Consider the following 15,983-nt stretch of genomic DNA (forward strand, 5'->3'; position numbering starts at 1 on the left):
CGGCGTTCTAACGTCGAAGACATGGATCGGCGTCGGCGCAGAATCCTGATCGCAGGCCTGGCGGGTCTCGCGATGACCTCGGCCGCGCTTCTCGCGTCCCCCGCGGCGACGGCGGAGTCGATCCGCTCCGACGTCGGTTCGACGATCGTGCAGCCCGCGCCGGCATTCGCGGTTCCTGCCGCCCCGGCGCCCGCGGCGCATCCCGCCCCGGTGGCACGAACCGACGTGTCGCCCGCCCCCGGCGGCGGCATGCCGCTGAGCTTCCTCGCGACCGCGGCCGCTCTCGCGGTCGGCGGCACGCTCGTCGTGGGCGTCTCGGCGCTGCAGCGGCGGCGCGCGGCCGCTCGGTGAGCGTCGTCCGATCACCGGACGGGATCGACCCTCGCCCGGACGACATGCACGGCACCCCGGTCCGCACCCCCATCCACCCGCGTCCGCTCGGCTGGTACCTGTGGCGCGGCGCCCTCTTCGGGGCGCTCGGGGTCGTGGCTCTGGTCGCGGTCCTGATCCTCGTCGTGCCGATGGTCGCCGGCGGTCACCGCTACCCGGTGGGCAACAGCTCCGCGCTCGGGGTCCCGTCCGGCTCACTCGCGGTCGTGCATCCGTCCGCCGCGATCGCGGTGGGCGACATCGTCGCGGTCCCGGCTGATGCCGGGACCGTGGACACGCGTGAGGTGGCGGCGCTCAGCACCGACGCGCGGGGCGGGGTCGTGCTCCTCACCGACGGCGGCGCGGCGGGCTTGGAGCCCGTTCCCGTGTCCGACGTCAGCGGGGTGCTCTGGTACGCGATCCCCGGGCTCGGCTGGGTCGGCGGGCTGCTCGCCGGTCCCGTGCAGATGTGGGCTCTGCCGGCGATCGCGGTGGTGCTGTTCGGCTACCTGGGCACGATGTCCGTGCGGGCGATCGTCGACGGCCGCCGTCGTCGCCGCGGCGAGGGGGCCGACGAGGTCTAGGCTTTTCGCCGTGACTGACGACCTCGGCGTTCCCGCCCGCCGCACGTACAGCTACCTCGGGCCGGCCGGCACGTTCACCGAGGCGGCGCTCGCGCAGGTCCCCGAGGCCCGCGAACACGCCTGGAAGCCCGTGCACAACGTGGGCGAGGCGCTCGGCGACGTCGTCGAGGGGCGGTCGGATGCCGCGATGATCGCGATCGAGAACTCGGTCGACGGCGGGGTCTCGACGGCGCAGGACGCGCTCGCGACGATGCCCGGTCTGCGGATCGTCGGGGAGTACCTCGTGCCGGTCACGTTCGTCCTCGTGGGGCTGCCCGGGACCCGCCTGGCGGACGTGTCGCTCGTCGCCGCGCATCCGGTCGCCTACGCGCAGTGCAGCCGGTGGCTGAGTCGCGAGCTCCCCGCGCACGCCCACCTGCCGGCCGCCAGCAACGTCGCGAGCGCCCTCGGCCTCCTCGACGGCACGAGCAACGCGGAGGCCGCGATCGCGCCGCCCGCGATCCTCGAGCACCACAACCTCGAGCTGCTCGCCGAGAACATCGGCGACAATGCGAACGCCGTCACGCGCTTCGTCCTCGTGAGCCGCACGGTGCCGCCGCCGCCGCCGACCGGCGCGGACAAGACCTCGCTCATCGTGGAGCTGCCGGAGGAGTACCCGGGCGCGCTCCGGGAGATGCTGAGCCAGTTCGAGACGCGCGGCATCAACCTCAGCCTGCTGGCCTCGCGGCCCATCGGCGACGCGCTCGGCCGGTACCGCTTCGTGATCGACGCGGACGGCCACATCCACGACGAGCGGATGGCGGACGCGCTCCTGGGCCTGCGCCGCTTCAGTCCCCGCGTGACCTTCCTCGGCTCGTACCCGCGCGCCGACCGCGTGATCGTGCGCTACCCCGACCGCTACTCCGACGACGTCTTCGTCGACGCACGCGACTGGCTCCGCGGCGTCCTCTCCGGCGACCCCGAGTCCTGACCCTCGAGTTCTGACCCGCGTCACTGACCCCCGAGTCCGTCTCCCGCCTCGTCCTCCGCCCTGCACCTTCCGAGATCAGGGAATCTCGAGTCCTGACCCCCAGTCCCGGTACTGGGTCAGGCGAGGGCGGCGGTGAGGAGCTCCAGCGTCCGCACGCGGTCAGGGGAGGCATCCAGCGGCTCGCCCGCGTAGGCGCCGCCGATCGGCGAGATCATGACCTCGTCGAGATCGAACCGCGCCGCGAGCTCGCGCAGCCCGGCCGCGACGTCCGCACCCGTGCCGACGAACCAGCGCGCGCGCATCTCGTCCATGAGCGCCCCGGCGAGCGGCTGCGCGCCGCGCTCCGCGGCGACGGCGTCCTCGACGGTCTCCTGCGGCCGCAGCGGCTGATTCGTGCGCAGCCGCACCATCGCGCGCAGCTGCGGCAGGGCGCGCTCCTCCGCTTCCTCGGCCGTCGGCGCCGCGAGGGCGTTCGCGGTCAGGAACGTGCGCGGCTGGGGATGCGCCGCGCTCGGCCGGTACTGCTCGCGGTAGAGGTCGAGCGCGCGCCCGAGGCCCCTTCCGGCGAAGTGGTTCGCGAACACGTAGGGCAGGCCGAGCGTGGCGGCGAGCTGGGCGGAGTAGTCGCTCGACCCGAGGAGCCACACGTCGGGCGACGCGTCCGAGGCCGGCGTCGCGTGGATCTCGTACACGCTGCCCTCGGGGTCGAGCGAGCGGACGCGCACCGAGGCGCCCTCGGGGCTCGTGAGCGCGATGATGTCGCGCACGTTATCGGGGAACCGGTCCACCTCGCTCGTGGTGCCCGACTGCCGCAGCAGCTGCGAGATGACCGGGTCGCTGCCCGGGGCGCGGCCGATGCCGAGGTCGATCCGTCCGGGTGCGAGCGCCTCCAGCGCCGCGAACTGCTCGGCCACGATGAGCGGCGAGTGGTTCGGAAGCATGACGCCGCCGGAGCCGACGCGCATCATGCGGGTCACGCTGGCCGCCGCCGCGATGAGCACGGGCGGGGCGGTCGAGGCGACGGCGGGCATGTTGTGGTGCTCCGCGTACCAGTAGCGGTGGATGCCGAGCCGCTCGGCGTGGCGCACGAGGTCGAGGGATGCCGCGATGGCCTGCGCGCTCGTCTGGCGCGCGCGGACCGGGACGAGGTCGAGGACGGACAGGGCGAGAGGCGAAGCGGTCACGCAGACGTTCAACCCGCGGGAGCGGTGCGGCTATTCCGCGGTGGCCGATAGAGTCGGAGGGTTCCCGGGAAGCGGTGCTCTGCGCGCGTCCGGATGAGGAGAGGACCCCGATGACCCGTATCCGCTCCGCGCACCGCCGCGGCATCCGTCTCGCATCCGCGACCGTGCTCGCGTCGGTCGTCGCCCTCGTGGCGGCGGGATGTTCCGCCGCGGCCGCCCCGGCGCCCAGCCCGACCGAGCTGTCCGGCATCTCGACCGCGAAGGTCGAGGCGCTCTTCCAGCAGGGTGCGGCCGATCTGCACATGCCCGGCGCGTTCCTGCTCCTGGAGACGCCCGACGGCGAGTTCAGCTCGAGCTACGGCGCGACCCAGATCGGCGGCGAGACGCCGCCGGCTGCGGGCACGCACATCCGCGTCGGCTCCAACACGAAGACGTGGACCGGAACGGTCATCCTTCAGCTCGCCGAGGAGGGGAAGCTGAAGCTCGACGACCCGGTGTCGCGCTTCCGCTCCGACGTCCCGAACGGTGAGAACATCACGATCCGGATGCTGCTGGACATGCGCAGCGGGCTTTACAACTACACGGAGGACCCGGGTCTCGCGGCGGCGATGGACGCCAACCCGCAGCGCGTGTGGGCCCCCGCGGAGCTCATCAAGGTCGGGCTGTCGCAGCCGCCGTACTTCGCGCCGGACCAGGGGTACCACTACTCCAACACGAACACCGCGATCCTCGGCACGATCATCGAGCAGCTGGAGAACAAGTCTCTCCACGACGTGTTCCAGGAGCGCCTGTTCAACCCGCTCGGGATGAGCGACACGCTCTTCCCGGTCGCGACGGACGCCGACCTCCCGCGCCCCCTGTCGCACGGCTACTCGTTCGGCACGAACGTCGGCACGCTGAACGCGCCGGCCCTGGATGCCTCGCAGCTGCAGGACTTCTACGCCGGCCTGCTCGCGCCCGACGATCACACGTTCGACAACCCGTCGTGGGCGTACGCCGCCGGCGCGGGCATCTCCACGGCGCACGACCTCGCGATCTGGGCGAAGGCGCTCGCGAACGGCACGCTGCTCGACCCTGCGTACCAGGCCCAGCGGACGCAGTTCCAGAAGGTCTCGCCGACCGCCCCGTCGAACGCGGCGACCTACGGACTCGCCCTGGCGAACTTCGGCGGCTACTACGGCCACACCGGCGAGCTGCCCGGCTACAACTCGTTCGTCGCGAGCAACCCGAAGACGGGCGTCACCCTCGTCGTGTGGGCCAACCTGGCCCCGACCGGCGACGGCAAGGACCCGGCCACGACGATCGCCCGCAGCATCATCGAGTCCGTCGGCTGACCCTCGGGCGCGCGCTCAGGGGAGGGTCCGGTGCCCGGCGGGCACGAAGACCTGGAGCGCGCCCGCCTGGACACGGGAGGTCATCTCGACCGCTTCGCCGAACTCGTCGCCGTCGAGCTCGACCGGCTGGGCGGGGGAGGTCGCGATCTCGACCCGGTGACCGCGCCGGAAGTGCACGGAGGTGTCCCGGCCCCGGCGCTCGAGGACCCGGCGCCCCGCGCGGAAGCGGCGAAGCACGCTGTTGTCCCACCAGACCTTGCGCCACACGCCGATCCATCCGAACCATCCGGTCGGCTGGATGACGGCGACGTCGAGGATGCCGTCCGTCACGGAGGCATCCGGGATCAGCGCGATCCCCGCCGGCAGCGCGCCGCAGTTCGCCACCAGCATGCTGTGCACCTTGGAGGTGTGCAGGCGGTGGTCGTCGATCTGGTACACCAGGCGGAACGGCTTCGCACCGGCGAGCGAGCGGGCCGCGCCGTCGACGTAGGCCACCCAGCCGACGGCCTTCTTCAGCTCGGGGCGGGTGTTCGCGATCATCGCCGCGTCGAGGCCCATGCCGGCCATCACGACGAAGCCCTGCTCCGTGGTGGAGCCGTCCGCGCGGACGATCCGGGCGAGGCCCACGTCGATCGTCCGCAGCTCCCCCTCGAACGTCGCGCGGATCATCTTCTCGGGGTCGTCGAGCGGCAGGAAGAGGTTGCGGGCGAGGAGGTTCCCGGTGCCGCTCGGCACGATCGACAGCGGCACGCCGCGACCCGCGAGCGCGTGCGCGACGGCGCGGACAGTGCCGTCGCCGCCGGCGACGAGCATCGCGTCGACACCTGCCTCGAGCGCCCGTGCCGTCGCGCCGTCGCCGAGGTCGTCGGGGGTCGTCTCGAAGAACAGCGGATGCCGCCATCCGGCGAGCTTCGCGAAGTGCGTCACCTGCGCGCGGAGGCGCCGGCGATCCACCTTGATCGGGTTGTAGACGAGGGCCGCTCGCCGCGCGTCCGCGGACTGCGCGCGGGTGGATGCGGCGTCCGACATGGGTCCACCCTAGTTCCCGCGTCCCGGCCCGCCCCCGGCGGTCGCGCGGCGGCCACGGCCGGAGCCCGCACCCCGTGCCTGGCTAGACTCGGAGGGTGATCGATCCGGTACTGCTGCGCGACGCCCCCGAGCTCGTCAAGCGCTCTCAGCTCTCGCGCGGAGAGTCCCCGGAGGCGGTCGACGAGGCCCTCGCCGCGGACCGCGTGCGGCGTACGGCGATCACGCGTTTCGAGGAGCTCCGCGCGGAGCAGAACGCGTTCGGCAAGCGCGTGGCGCAGGCGCCGAAGGACGAGAAGGCCGCGCTCGTCGCGCAGGCGAAGGACCTCGCCGAGCGGGTCAAGGCCGCGCAGCACGCGGCCACGGTCGCGGAGGATGCCGCGACCGCGGCGCTCGCGGTGATCGAGAACATCGTGCTCGACGGCGTCCCGGCGGGCGGCGAGCACGACTTCGTCACGCTCCGCACCCACGGCGAGCCGCCCACGTTCGACTTCGCGCCGCGCGACCACCTCGAGCTCGGCGAGCTCCTGGGTGCGATCGACATGGAGCGCGGAACCAAGGTCTCGGGGAGCCGTTTCTACTTCCTCACCGGCCCCGGGGCGCGCCTCGAGTACGCGCTCATGAGCCTCGGTCTGCAGCGGGCGCTCGACGCCGGCTTCATCCCGATGATCCCGCCGACGCTCGTGCGCCCGGAGGTCATGCAGGGGACGGGCTTCCTCGGGCAGCACTCCGCCGAGGTGTACAAGCTCGACGAGGACGACCTCTACCTCGTCGGCACGAGCGAGGTGCCGCTCGCGGGCTATCACATGGGCGAGATCCTCGACCTCGGGGGCGGGCCGAAGCGGTACGCCGGCTGGTCGACCTGCTACCGCCGCGAGGCCGGGTCGTACGGCAAGGACACGCGCGGCATCATCCGCGTGCACCAGTTCAACAAGCTCGAGATGTTCGTCTACACCACCCCCGAGGACGCCGAGGCGGAGCACGTACGCCTCGTGGAGATGCAGGAGCGGATGCTGCAGGACCTCGGTCTCGCCTACCGCGTCATCGACGTCGCGGCCGGCGACCTGGGCTCGAGCGCCGCGCGCAAGTACGACGTCGAGGCGTGGGTGCCGACGCAGGACGCGTACCGCGAGCTCACGAGCACGAGCAACTGCACGACGTTCCAGGCGCGCCGGCTCGACATCCGCCACCGTCCCGAGGGCGCGAAGGGCACCCAGGTCGTCGCGACACTGAACGGCACGCTGGCGACGACGCGGTGGATCGTCGCGATCCTCGAGACGCACCAGCGCGCCGACGGCTCGGTCGCAGTGCCCGAGGTGCTGCGCCCGTACCTCGGCGGCCTCGAGGTGCTGGAGCCGGTGGCGTGATCGACGAGGCGGGGCTTCCCGCGACCGGCGGCGTGGAGGTCGTGCCGCCCGCCGGGGCCGTGGAGATCGTCGAGGAGCTGGCGCATGAGGACGTCGCGCACCGGCATCCCGAGAACCGGCTCCTGATCGTGCTCGACGTCGACGGCACGGTCCTGCTCGAGGACGAGTCGCTGAGTCCGGGCATCGTCGAGGCGGTCGCGGAGGCGCAGCGCGCAGGGCACGAGATCATGCTCGCGACCGGCCGCAGCTGGGAGGCGACGGTCGGGGTCATGCGCGTGCTCGACATCGCGCCGGAGTACGCGGTGTGCTCGAACGGTGCCGTCGTCATGCGGCGCGACGACATGGATCCGACGCACTACGAGCGCTTCCACACCGAGACGTTCGACGCGAGCGAGGTGCTGGAGCTGCTGCGCGGGCACCTCCCCGATGCCCGCTTCCTCGTGGAGCTGCCGGACGGCCGGCGCCTGTACACCGACTATCTCGACGACTGGAACCTGCACCTCGCGGCGCGGGTCGAGTTCGACGAGCTCGCGCATCAGCCGGTCTCGCGCGTCGTGGTGGTCGCGCCGGAGCGCAGCGAGTACGACTTCCTCGACCTCGTGGGGCGGATCGGCCTGAACCAGGTCTCGTACGCGGTCGGCTGGACCGCGTGGCTCGACATCGCGCCGCAGGGCGTCGACAAGGGCAGCGCTCTGGAGCTCGTGCGGGAGTGGCTCGGCATCGATCCCGCCCGCGTGCTCGTGATGGGCGACGGCCGCAACGACCTGGGCATGTTCGCGTGGGCGCGCCGCCACGGCGGGCGCGCGATCGCCATGGCCCAGGGCCCTCGCGAGGTCCACGACGCCGCTGACGAGGTCACGTTGACGGTGGAGGAAGGCGGCGTCGCCGCCGTCCTCCGCGCCCTCGACCGGGAGCGCGGGGCCTGATCAGCCTCGGAATCGGTTCGGCGCGGCGCTCAGCACCCGCACAGCATCGGTCGGAAGAATTGCGCGTGGGCCTGTCGGCTAGACTCGACGCCGGTTCGGCGGATGGCGTGCGTCATCCACCGGGAGGGTTGTCCGAGCGGCCGATGGAGCTGGTCTTGAAAACCAGTGGGCAGCGATGTCCCGTGGGTTCGAATCCCACACCCTCCGCAAGATGGTGAGGCCCGGGCGGATATCGGCCGCTCGAAGCCCGAGAGGACCCCATTGAGTCAGACGAGCAAGCCTTCCCGGCGACGCGGCACGGTTGCGCGGCACGGGCGGCTCACGTCGCCGCGGCCCGTGGCGCAGGTCTTCAAGCTGATCGGCGTCGGCCTCGCAGTCGTGCTGGTCGCGACGATCGGCGTCGTCGGGTTCACGGCGTGGAGCCTCGCACAGACCGTGGTGGACAAGGCGGTCGCGCTCGAGGGGCAGGACCAGGTGCCTCCCGACATCGGGCAGATCGAGGGGGGCGTCAACCTCTTCATCACTGGCACGGACGAGTGCGAACCCGCCTACAAACAGTATTTCCCGGGTCGCTGCGACGGCCCCGATGCCGACACCGTCAACAACGACGTCAACATGCTCGTCCACATCTCGGACAGCCCGCGGCGCGTGACGGTCATCTCGTTCCCGCGCGACATGATGGTACCGATCCCGGCCTGCACGCGCGACGACGGCTCGACGGCGTCCGCGATGAGCCTGCAGCCGCTCAACGTGTCGTACGACGACGGCGGCCTGAACTGCGTCGTGAAGACGATCTCGCAGCTGACCGGCCTCAACATCCCCTACGCGGCGAAGATCACGTGGGGCGGCGTGATGCAGATCACGAACGCGATCGGCGGCGTCGACGTCTGCGTCGCGAACCGGATCTACGACCCGACGAACACGGGCCTCGATCTCGGGCCCGGGATGCACACGTTGCAGGGGATCGAGGCGCTGGAGTTCCTGCGCACCCGCCACGGCGTCGGTGACGGCAGCGACCTGGCGCGCATCTCGAACCAGCAGCAGTACATGTCGCGGCTCGCGCGGAAGCTCGTCAGCGAGGACGTCCTGTCCAACCCCACGACGCTCTTCAAGCTCGCGACGACCGCGGTGGACAACATCACGCCGAGCCAGAGCCTCACGAACCCGCTGACGCTCGTGCAGATCGCGCTCGCGGTGAAGAGCGTCCCGTTCAGCGACATCGCGTTCATCCAGTACCCGACGACGGAGTACGCGCCCAACCCGAACAAGGTCGCACCGAACAAGGATGCCGCGGCGACGCTGCTGGCGGCGCTGGCCGCGAACCAGCCCCTGCAGATCACGGGCAACGCCGCGATGAACGGCGGCGTGGTCGAGGTGACGCCCACCGACGCGCCCACCCCGGCCGACAGCGCCACCCCCGCGCCGGACGGCTCCGCCACCCCGGCGCCGACCCAGTCGGCGGCGGTCCTGCCCTCGTCCATCTCTGGTTCGACGGCTGCGCAGCAGACCTGCTCGAACGGCAACAGTCGCTAGTTCCGAGCGGCTATCATGGACGAGCGTGTCCGGCGCCGAGCGCCCGGATACGAGGAGACGTCGCATAGTCAGGCCTAGTGCACCACCCTGCTAAGGTGGAGTCCCCTTATGGGGACCGAGGGTTCAAATCCCTCCGTCTCCGCCATTGGTGTTTTGTTCTGACCCCGCGAAAACGAGAGCTTTCGCGGGGTTTCTGTTTGCTTCGACGCGCTGGGCGCCTTGATGCTCAGCAGTACCGCTGACGGGCACCAGCGGCGTTCCGGGCGTGTTCCCCACTCTCCAACGGGCACCAGCCTCCCATCCGGGCCCGCCGGGGACACAGTCTCTCCGGTTTGCTCGGGAACCGGCACCACTGCCATCTCCCGTACCTCCGTCGTCACAGTCTCGTCGCGCGCCAAAATGCTCGCGAACAGGCTCTGGATTTCGGCTTCCTCGACCGAGCCATCCTCCGCGATGAAGAGCTTCTCGAAGAGGCCCTGGTTCAGTAGACGCCGTTCGGAGGGGGTGGCACCGGCATACGATTCGCGGCAGAGGCGAGCGACGTTCAGGGCACGTTCCAGCTGCTCATCCGTCTCTTGGAGGGTTCGGGCAGCGGTCGCCATCTGCTTCTCCGCGGCCTCAAGCTCCTTCGTCGTCCGTTCCATCTCCGACTTAAGGACGGCAACGGGCACCGCCCCCGCGTAGTGGGCTTTCATGAGGGAAGCTTGCTCGTTCTTGACGACACGTACTCGTCGGCGCGCATCCTCGAGGGTGAACTCCGCGTCCGCTTGGCTGTGGGCAACCTCTGACTTCACGACCAGCCGAATGGTCGCAATCTGCTCGTCAGAGAAGTGAAGCCCTTGGTAGAAGTTCTCTACGCCTCGTTCAACAGCTTCGAGCCGCACATAGGGGCGTGTACATGCCGCTACCTTGGCGAGCCGCCCGAGACAACGAAAGTACTTATAGAGCTTTCCGTGCCGATTGACATGCTGGCTGTAGATGAGACGGTTGCCGCACTCCCCGCAGTAGATGGTGCCCTTGAGGTAGTGCGGGTGCTTCGCATCCTTCTCGCCGGCATAGTTGTGGGCCTTGAGGACGTCTTGTACGCGGAGCCAAAGTTCTCTCGACACCAACGCGGGGTGCGACCCCTGGTAGTAGCCGCCGCCGTACACGACGATGCCGACGTAGTGGGGGTGTGACAACAGGCGGTATAGCTGGGAGGTGCCGATTGCTCGGCTCGGTTGCTTCCCTCGTGCCCGGTTCTTCAGTCCACGGGCTTCCAGTGCATCAGTGAGCGTCTTGATGCTCCAATCGCCCGTAGCGTACTGCTCAAACGCCCATCGGACATGAGGTGCCCGAACGGGATCAAGCTCAATCCATCGAATGTCCGCCCGCCCTTCTTTGCGTTGCCTGTTGATGTAGCCAAGGGGAGGCTGCCCTGGAGTTCCACCTTCGCGCAGCTTGATCGAGATCCCCTTCTTCACCTCATTTCCAAGGTTGTTGGAATAGTAGGCGGCGACACCGCGCATGAATTGAAGGTTCAGCAACCCTTGCGGCGTCTCGTCGATGTATTCCGTCACCGACACCAGCGCGGTCTTTGTTTTCTCTCGTTCCTCGTCAACGTAGTAGTCCACTTTTGGCGAACGGCTCAGGCGGTCGAGCTTGTGCTGGATAATGTAGTCAACTTGAAGCTCTTCCAACTCGGCAAACATGTGTAGGAATTCTTTACGCTGGATCGTTGTGCCGGACTTGCCTGGGTCGACGTAGATGCCGACGATCTCGATGTCACGTTCAGCGGCGTACCGTTCGCACGATTCCTTCTGAAACGGAATCGAGTAGCCTTCCTCACCCCCACCGATGCGCGCTTGCTCTTCGGTACTGACCCGGCAATATATGACACCGCGCTTCCTCCTAGTTAGGGCGCTTTGGCGATATGGCGTCAGCATCGGTTCATCGGACGGGTTTTCTCCTCGCTTGAGCCGCTCCACCAGATCGGTGTGAGCGCCGTCGTATGTTTCTCTACGCGGCTTGGTGCGAGGGTTAAGCGCGATCTGATCGTTGACGATCCCTTGCGAAACCGGATCAAGTCGTGCTGGAGCGTCTACTCTGTCTCGGATCACCTGTCGTCTCTTTCGCGTTGGTTTCGCTGATTTTTGCTCCGTGACCATAGCGGATCGACTCGCGCTCCGCACCTCCTCTTCAGGCGACCATTCCTTGTTCATTCTCACCTCCTTTCATAGGCTGCTGTTCAGTGGACCACGGACATGTGATCCTTGCAATACCAACTTTGTCGCTAGCAGGCTTATCCCTCACCATTTCGCGCCGCAATGATGCGATACTCGGCCATTCGAGCAAAGTGAGGGTTGAGTTCAATGCCCCGCCAATCTCTGCCGAGCTTTTCGGCCGCAACTGCGGTGGTTCCCGAACCCATGAACGGATCGAGCACGATCCCCGGTCGCGTGGCAGTGTCGTCGCAGTGGCACATCTGTCCGAGTCCGCTCCGAACAGCCACCGTGCCAAGCCGATGTACTACCTTCCGTCTCCAGGGCGTCTGGCAGCTCAGGCACACCAACTCGGGGCAACCGGCCTGGATACTTCGCTCAGCCAGCCCTAGCGGGAAGGTGGCGTGATGGCCGCCGTGTCCGTTGCTGACGGGGATCGTCCACACATCGCCGGGGTTCTTCCCCAGGTCATGGCCAACCTTGCCGAGCGCTCGGTTTCGCTTGAGTCCGTCGCCGCGGTCGCCGTATCTGCCCTGCCAAGCATCCGGGCGATTTCGGGGTGCGTGGGTGTCCTTGCGCTTCGGCGGTCGGCTCTCGTGGGGTACTCGCACCGCATCGAGGTCAAAGAAGTAGCGAGGTGAACGAGCCAGTACATAGACGGCTTCCCATTGGTGGCGCAGTCGATCCGTCACCGCCGTGGGCAGCCCGTTCGATTTTTTCCAGACCAGCTTGTTGCGCACGATCCAGCCGTGCTCACTGAGGGCAATCGCCAGTCGCTCAGGACCAAGTAGGAGTCCCTTTCGAGGAGCACCTTGGCCGGGGGTACGGGAGTAGCTGTCATCGACATTGAGCCAGAGGGTGCCCTGTTCGGTCAGGACGCGTTGGAGTGGTTCAAGCGCTGTGACGACGTTATCCACCCACTCGCCAACGCTGGCTTCCTGCCCGAGCTGCCCCTTGACGCCGTAGTTGCGGAGACCGTTGGCGTACGGCGGGCTGGTGAGCACCATGTCAACCGAATGATCCGGAAACTGCCGGAGGCAGAACCCAGCATCACCGACGAAGAGCTTGGAGAATGGCGCATTACTCATGCAGGCTCCTCCTGTTGGAGCATCAGCTCAACCACCGTCGTGGGAGTCGCGAAAGCATGAAGTGCCATCGTGATCGCGGCGGTACGGCCAAGCTCCTGGAGAATACGGTCCAGCCGTGTTCTATTGGGTGCGATCCACCAGACCTTTGGAAAGGTTCCCGAACGTCGCACCTCGAGGCCGGTGCGCCAATAGTTCTCGTATACCAACGCCTTCTTCTGAATCGTCCTGAGCGATTCCGTACCGTTGTCGTACTCGCCGAAGACGATTGATTCGTACTCCTCATGGGCGGCGAAGCTGGCGAAGAAGTCTGGCTTCAAGGTGACGACCTGCCCACTGGCACCTGGAAAGGTTCGCCAGCAGGCAGGCTCTGCCGTGAAGTCGATCAGTCGGAGCTTGGCATCGCGTTCCGCGCTGATGAGGTCCAGATGTACCTGAGCAACGCCCATCTCGTGCCTCAAGAAGGCCGTTGACGGCTCGCGTACTCTCTTGCCCTGCTTGCCAGGCACCAACCGCGAGCCGACAACCGTCAGGTGCCATACGTGCTGAGCTGAGCCGCCACGATTGCCACCTTTGTCCCTCTCCAGGGTGGTGACAACGCCAAGCTCTCGGAGCCTTGCCAGTACCCGCCTGGAGGTTCGCGCCGCCGTCAGGGGCGAAGCATGATCGGCGAAATGCCACTGTTCGATGGCCGTTGTGGTCAGGAACCGGTGTTGGTGCAAGCTGCCGATGATCTGGCGATCCCGGTGGTTGAGGCTCATTCGAATAACGTCGAGTTCGAGCTTGCCGACCCGTCGGCTGGCGGCTGCCGTCACGCCAACGGCGTGACTGTCGATCCCTTGATCAGCCGAGAGGCTGCTGGTTGAGGTGGGGATGGGGGTGTTGTGGAGCGAGCGATCGGCTGAGCGATCGGACACGCCTCGAACTTCATTCGCTGCTGCTGGCTTCTTCATGGCTGCGGGTCTCCTTTTACGTTGTCGGTTCGATAGCGGCGTCCAATCTCTGGTGGTGGTTGCTGTTCGTCGCCCCTGGCCTGCTCGTCGCCATAGAGACGGCGAAGCTCGGCCTCTATGACCTCTGTCGGCGTGCCGTAGCGTCGGCTGCTCTGTTCGCGCACGATGGCCGGCTCACTCGGGGGCGGCGGAAGCTGGATGGTCCTGCCTGAAACGAACGGCTGCGTTTTGCCGTGTCCGTACAGCGCCGCATAGATGTGGAACTTCCCGAGGCTCATCAGGTCGATGGCTTCAAGGTCTGCCGAGTGCCGAGCGATGAGCGCGGCATCGTCGTAGCCCAGTTGAAAATAGACGTGGCTACGAATCGTGCCGGTTACCACGTCGCGCAGTTCCTTGGAGAGCTGGCCCAAGACCTGATTGCAGAGCACGAATCCGGCTCCATAGCCGCGAAACAGCGTCAACGCCTCGGCGAACTCTTCGTTGCCACGAACAAAGCGGTGCCACTCATCGACCACCACCATGACCGGGTGGCGCTTCGATGGTTCAACAACGGCTCGGCTCCGGACGGCGGCGAACACCTCATGGAGTACCAGCGAGCCGAGCAGTGCCACCCCGGCTTTACCGAGCTGTGCTTCCGGGAGCGGCACGATCAGGATTCGCTTCTCGGGACCGAACACGGAGGCGATATCAAAGGCTGGCTCGGCTTGACCGAGGCAACGTCTGAACGATTCGCGGAGCAAGATCGCTCGCAGGCGGGTCAACACTGGGGCGACCAGATTCGCCCGGGCCGATTCTGACTTCCCTTCAAACTCTGCCCAGTAGTGCTGCAAGAAGATGTCGCCTGCGACGTTCGCCACGACCTTGTGGCGGAACTTCGAATCGGCCAGTAGAAGCGGCAACATCAGGAGGGTGGCACCTGGATACTGCACCAGTGACAGGAGTGCTGCGTTTAGCAGGTCACGGGTCGTGACGCCGATGACATCAGACAGCACCGTGGCGAAAATGTGGACAAGGCTGTCGACTACCAGTTCCGGCGGTTGCCCGTTTAGCCGCAAGGGATTGAAGCCAATGATGCCTTCCTCGGAGAACAAGTCGAGGTAGGCAATCCGGTCGCGGTACTGCTCATCGACTCTCGTGGCCACCGCGTCGCTGAGATCGCGTTTGGGCTCCACGATGATCGCGGCATTGCCCTGATTGATCCACTGGACGACCAACTGAGCGGCAGCATCAGATTTGCCACTTCCGATGGGCCCGAGCAGGTGTACGCCTTTGAGGATGGCCTCTTCGCTCAACGTCAACGGTTGGCTGAACCCCGGAGCGATCGCTTCTGCCACCACAACATGCCTGGAGGCGTCTGGAGCACCGCCCAGGGGTCGAAGCAGCTTCGGATGCAGTGGCAGCAATCCGGCAAGCTCCTCGCCGGTTGGGAGGCCGCTCAGTGCGGCCGCCTCCCGTACCGACAGATGAAGCGGCCATCCCCACGGGGATAGGGCTTCGTTCAGAGCCGTTGCCGATGTTGATCGCAGTGAGAGATGGACACCGGGAGCTTCCATCCGGCGAAGCGCCTGGTGCAGACCAAGCAGAAGGCTCCGTTGTCGGTTCCGATCCTCAGCGGCTACCCCAATACGAACGGTGGCCGCGAAGCCGGGTTCGTGGTGCTTCTGCCGTACTTGCTCGTTCACAAGACGCTCTGGCGGTTGCCTCTTCCCGAAGAACGACGAGGCGACGGCCAGCTCCCCCGTCTGACTGCTGACGGTTCGCGAACGAATCCGAGGGCCAAGCACCAGTTGCAGAACGAGCACTTCGCCGGCCACGGTTCGACTGATCGCTCGATAGATCTCCGGCACGGATACGGCCAGATCATCGGGGGCGAAGGCTCGTCTACTCGGTGCTACCTGGAGCGAGCGGGCAACCTGGACTTCGGCCCGTGTTGCTGTCTCCCCGGCGATGGCGTCGAGCGAGGCCATGATGTGAGGCAGCCGGTCAGCATCGGCACCAAGGAGCATGCGAACGTTGCCGCCTTCTGAGCGGAGTTCCAGCGCTACCCGGGGATGAGACGGATCGTCGGCCAGCCGCCGGATACGGGTAGTGGCGTCCGTCTCGGTCAGGGGTCGCTGGACAATGACCTCTCGCCAGAGGAACGGAGCACGGCGACTCATGAGGCATCCCCTTCCTCGCCTGTTGGCTGCTCCTCTGCCTCACGCTCAATCTGGCGCGCGGCGATGGAGATGACGGCTCGGGCTACCTTGCGTAGAGCCATCTCGTCGCTGGCCTTTTGTTCCACTGCCGCGATGACCCGAACCTGATTCTTCTTCTCTTCCATTTCCCTCCTCTTCTTGGTTAGGTTTTCGCTTGTCACGGTCGTCTCCTGTAGCGCAGGCACAGCAAATACCGCCTGAACTTGCCAGGTGGCTGATGAGCCTGGAACCGAACCGGCCACTGTGCTCGCTT

The 15,983-nt window shown here is 67.3% G+C and carries 14 protein-coding genes and 2 tRNA genes; 10 read left to right on the forward strand and 6 right to left on the reverse strand.

Annotated elements, in window-relative coordinates; all coding sequences use genetic code 11:
* Positions 1-21 precede the first annotated feature (21 nt).
* Genes ABCS02_RS14005 through pheA form a run of 3 tightly spaced genes read left to right on the forward strand, consistent with a single transcriptional unit; the run spans position 22 to position 1,923 of the window.
* On the forward strand, positions 22-351 hold the full coding sequence (locus ABCS02_RS14005) for a hypothetical protein (RefSeq protein WP_345836258.1): 330 nt from the start codon (positions 22-24) through the stop codon (positions 349-351).
* The gene (locus tag ABCS02_RS14010) at positions 348-953 is read left to right on the forward strand and encodes a hypothetical protein (protein ID WP_345836259.1); all 606 of its coding nucleotides are present in this window, start codon (positions 348-350) and stop codon (positions 951-953) included. Before ABCS02_RS14005 ends, ABCS02_RS14010 begins: the two co-directional genes overlap by 4 nt.
* 10 nt (positions 954-963) lie before the next feature.
* Positions 964-1,923 carry a prephenate dehydratase gene (pheA, locus tag ABCS02_RS14015; protein WP_345836260.1) on the forward strand — a complete coding sequence of 320 codons (960 nt, stop codon included), beginning with the start codon at positions 964-966 and terminating at the stop codon, positions 1,921-1,923.
* 116 nt (positions 1,924-2,039) lie between these two features.
* On the opposite strand, the gene ABCS02_RS14020 is transcribed toward pheA, so the two are convergent.
* Positions 2,040-3,107: an LLM class flavin-dependent oxidoreductase gene (locus ABCS02_RS14020; protein WP_345836261.1), complete on the reverse strand. Its 1,068-nt coding sequence runs from the start codon at positions 3,105-3,107 to the stop codon at positions 2,040-2,042.
* 110 nt (positions 3,108-3,217) lie between these two features.
* On the opposite strand from ABCS02_RS14020, the gene ABCS02_RS14025 reads away from it, so the two are divergent.
* Entirely contained in the window at positions 3,218-4,441 is a 1,224-nt protein-coding gene (locus ABCS02_RS14025; RefSeq protein WP_345836262.1) for a serine hydrolase domain-containing protein, read from the forward strand.
* 15 nt (positions 4,442-4,456) lie between these two features.
* On the opposite strand, the gene ABCS02_RS14030 is transcribed toward ABCS02_RS14025, so the two are convergent.
* The gene (locus ABCS02_RS14030) at positions 4,457-5,470 is read right to left on the reverse strand and encodes a diacylglycerol kinase family protein (protein ID WP_345836263.1); all 1,014 of its coding nucleotides are present in this window, start codon (positions 5,468-5,470) and stop codon (positions 4,457-4,459) included.
* A 95-nt stretch (positions 5,471-5,565) separates the two neighbouring features.
* On the opposite strand from ABCS02_RS14030, the gene serS reads away from it, so the two are divergent.
* The 6 genes from serS to ABCS02_RS14060 all read left to right on the forward strand — a co-directional run bounded on the left by serS (position 5,566) and on the right by ABCS02_RS14060 (position 10,471).
* Positions 5,566-6,834 carry a serine--tRNA ligase gene (gene serS / locus ABCS02_RS14035; RefSeq protein ID WP_345836264.1) on the forward strand — a complete coding sequence of 423 codons (1,269 nt, stop codon included), beginning with the start codon at positions 5,566-5,568 and terminating at the stop codon, positions 6,832-6,834.
* Positions 6,831-7,760 carry an HAD hydrolase family protein gene (locus ABCS02_RS14040; protein WP_345836265.1) on the forward strand — a complete coding sequence of 310 codons (930 nt, stop codon included), beginning with the start codon at positions 6,831-6,833 and terminating at the stop codon, positions 7,758-7,760. The genes serS and ABCS02_RS14040 overlap by 4 nt, the downstream gene beginning before the upstream one ends.
* Before the next feature lie 122 nt (positions 7,761-7,882).
* Positions 7,883-7,967 (forward strand) — tRNA-Ser (locus ABCS02_RS14045).
* Between the two features lie 129 nt (positions 7,968-8,096).
* Positions 8,097-9,293 carry an LCP family protein gene (locus tag ABCS02_RS14050; protein ID WP_345836266.1) on the forward strand — a complete coding sequence of 399 codons (1,197 nt, stop codon included), beginning with the start codon at positions 8,097-8,099 and terminating at the stop codon, positions 9,291-9,293.
* A gap of 53 nt (positions 9,294-9,346) precedes the next feature.
* Positions 9,347-9,438 (forward strand) — tRNA-Ser (locus ABCS02_RS14055).
* Between the two features lie 694 nt (positions 9,439-10,132).
* Complete coding sequence (locus tag ABCS02_RS14060) at positions 10,133-10,471, forward strand: hypothetical protein (RefSeq protein WP_345836267.1); 339 nt, start codon at positions 10,133-10,135, stop codon at positions 10,469-10,471.
* 1,103 nt (positions 10,472-11,574) lie between these two features.
* Here the strand turns inward: ABCS02_RS14060 and ABCS02_RS14065 are convergent.
* The 4 genes from ABCS02_RS14065 to ABCS02_RS14080 are packed head-to-tail and all read right to left on the reverse strand — an operon-like array spanning position 11,575 to position 15,855.
* Positions 11,575-12,582 carry a site-specific DNA-methyltransferase gene (locus tag ABCS02_RS14065; RefSeq protein WP_345836268.1) on the reverse strand — a complete coding sequence of 336 codons (1,008 nt, stop codon included), beginning with the start codon at positions 12,580-12,582 and terminating at the stop codon, positions 11,575-11,577.
* Complete coding sequence (locus ABCS02_RS14070; RefSeq protein WP_345836269.1) at positions 12,579-13,532, reverse strand: replication-relaxation family protein; 954 nt, start codon at positions 13,530-13,532, stop codon at positions 12,579-12,581. Before ABCS02_RS14070 ends, ABCS02_RS14065 begins: the two co-directional genes overlap by 4 nt.
* Positions 13,529-15,691, reverse strand: a complete 2,163-nt coding sequence (locus ABCS02_RS14075) for a hypothetical protein (protein WP_345836270.1) — start codon at positions 15,689-15,691, stop codon at positions 13,529-13,531. Before ABCS02_RS14075 ends, ABCS02_RS14070 begins: the two co-directional genes overlap by 4 nt.
* Positions 15,688-15,855 carry a hypothetical protein gene (locus ABCS02_RS14080; protein WP_345836271.1) on the reverse strand — a complete coding sequence of 56 codons (168 nt, stop codon included), beginning with the start codon at positions 15,853-15,855 and terminating at the stop codon, positions 15,688-15,690. Before ABCS02_RS14080 ends, ABCS02_RS14075 begins: the two co-directional genes overlap by 4 nt.
* Positions 15,856-15,983: the final 128 nt, after the last annotated feature.

The sequence above is a fragment of the Microbacterium sp. X-17 genome (assembly GCF_039615055.1).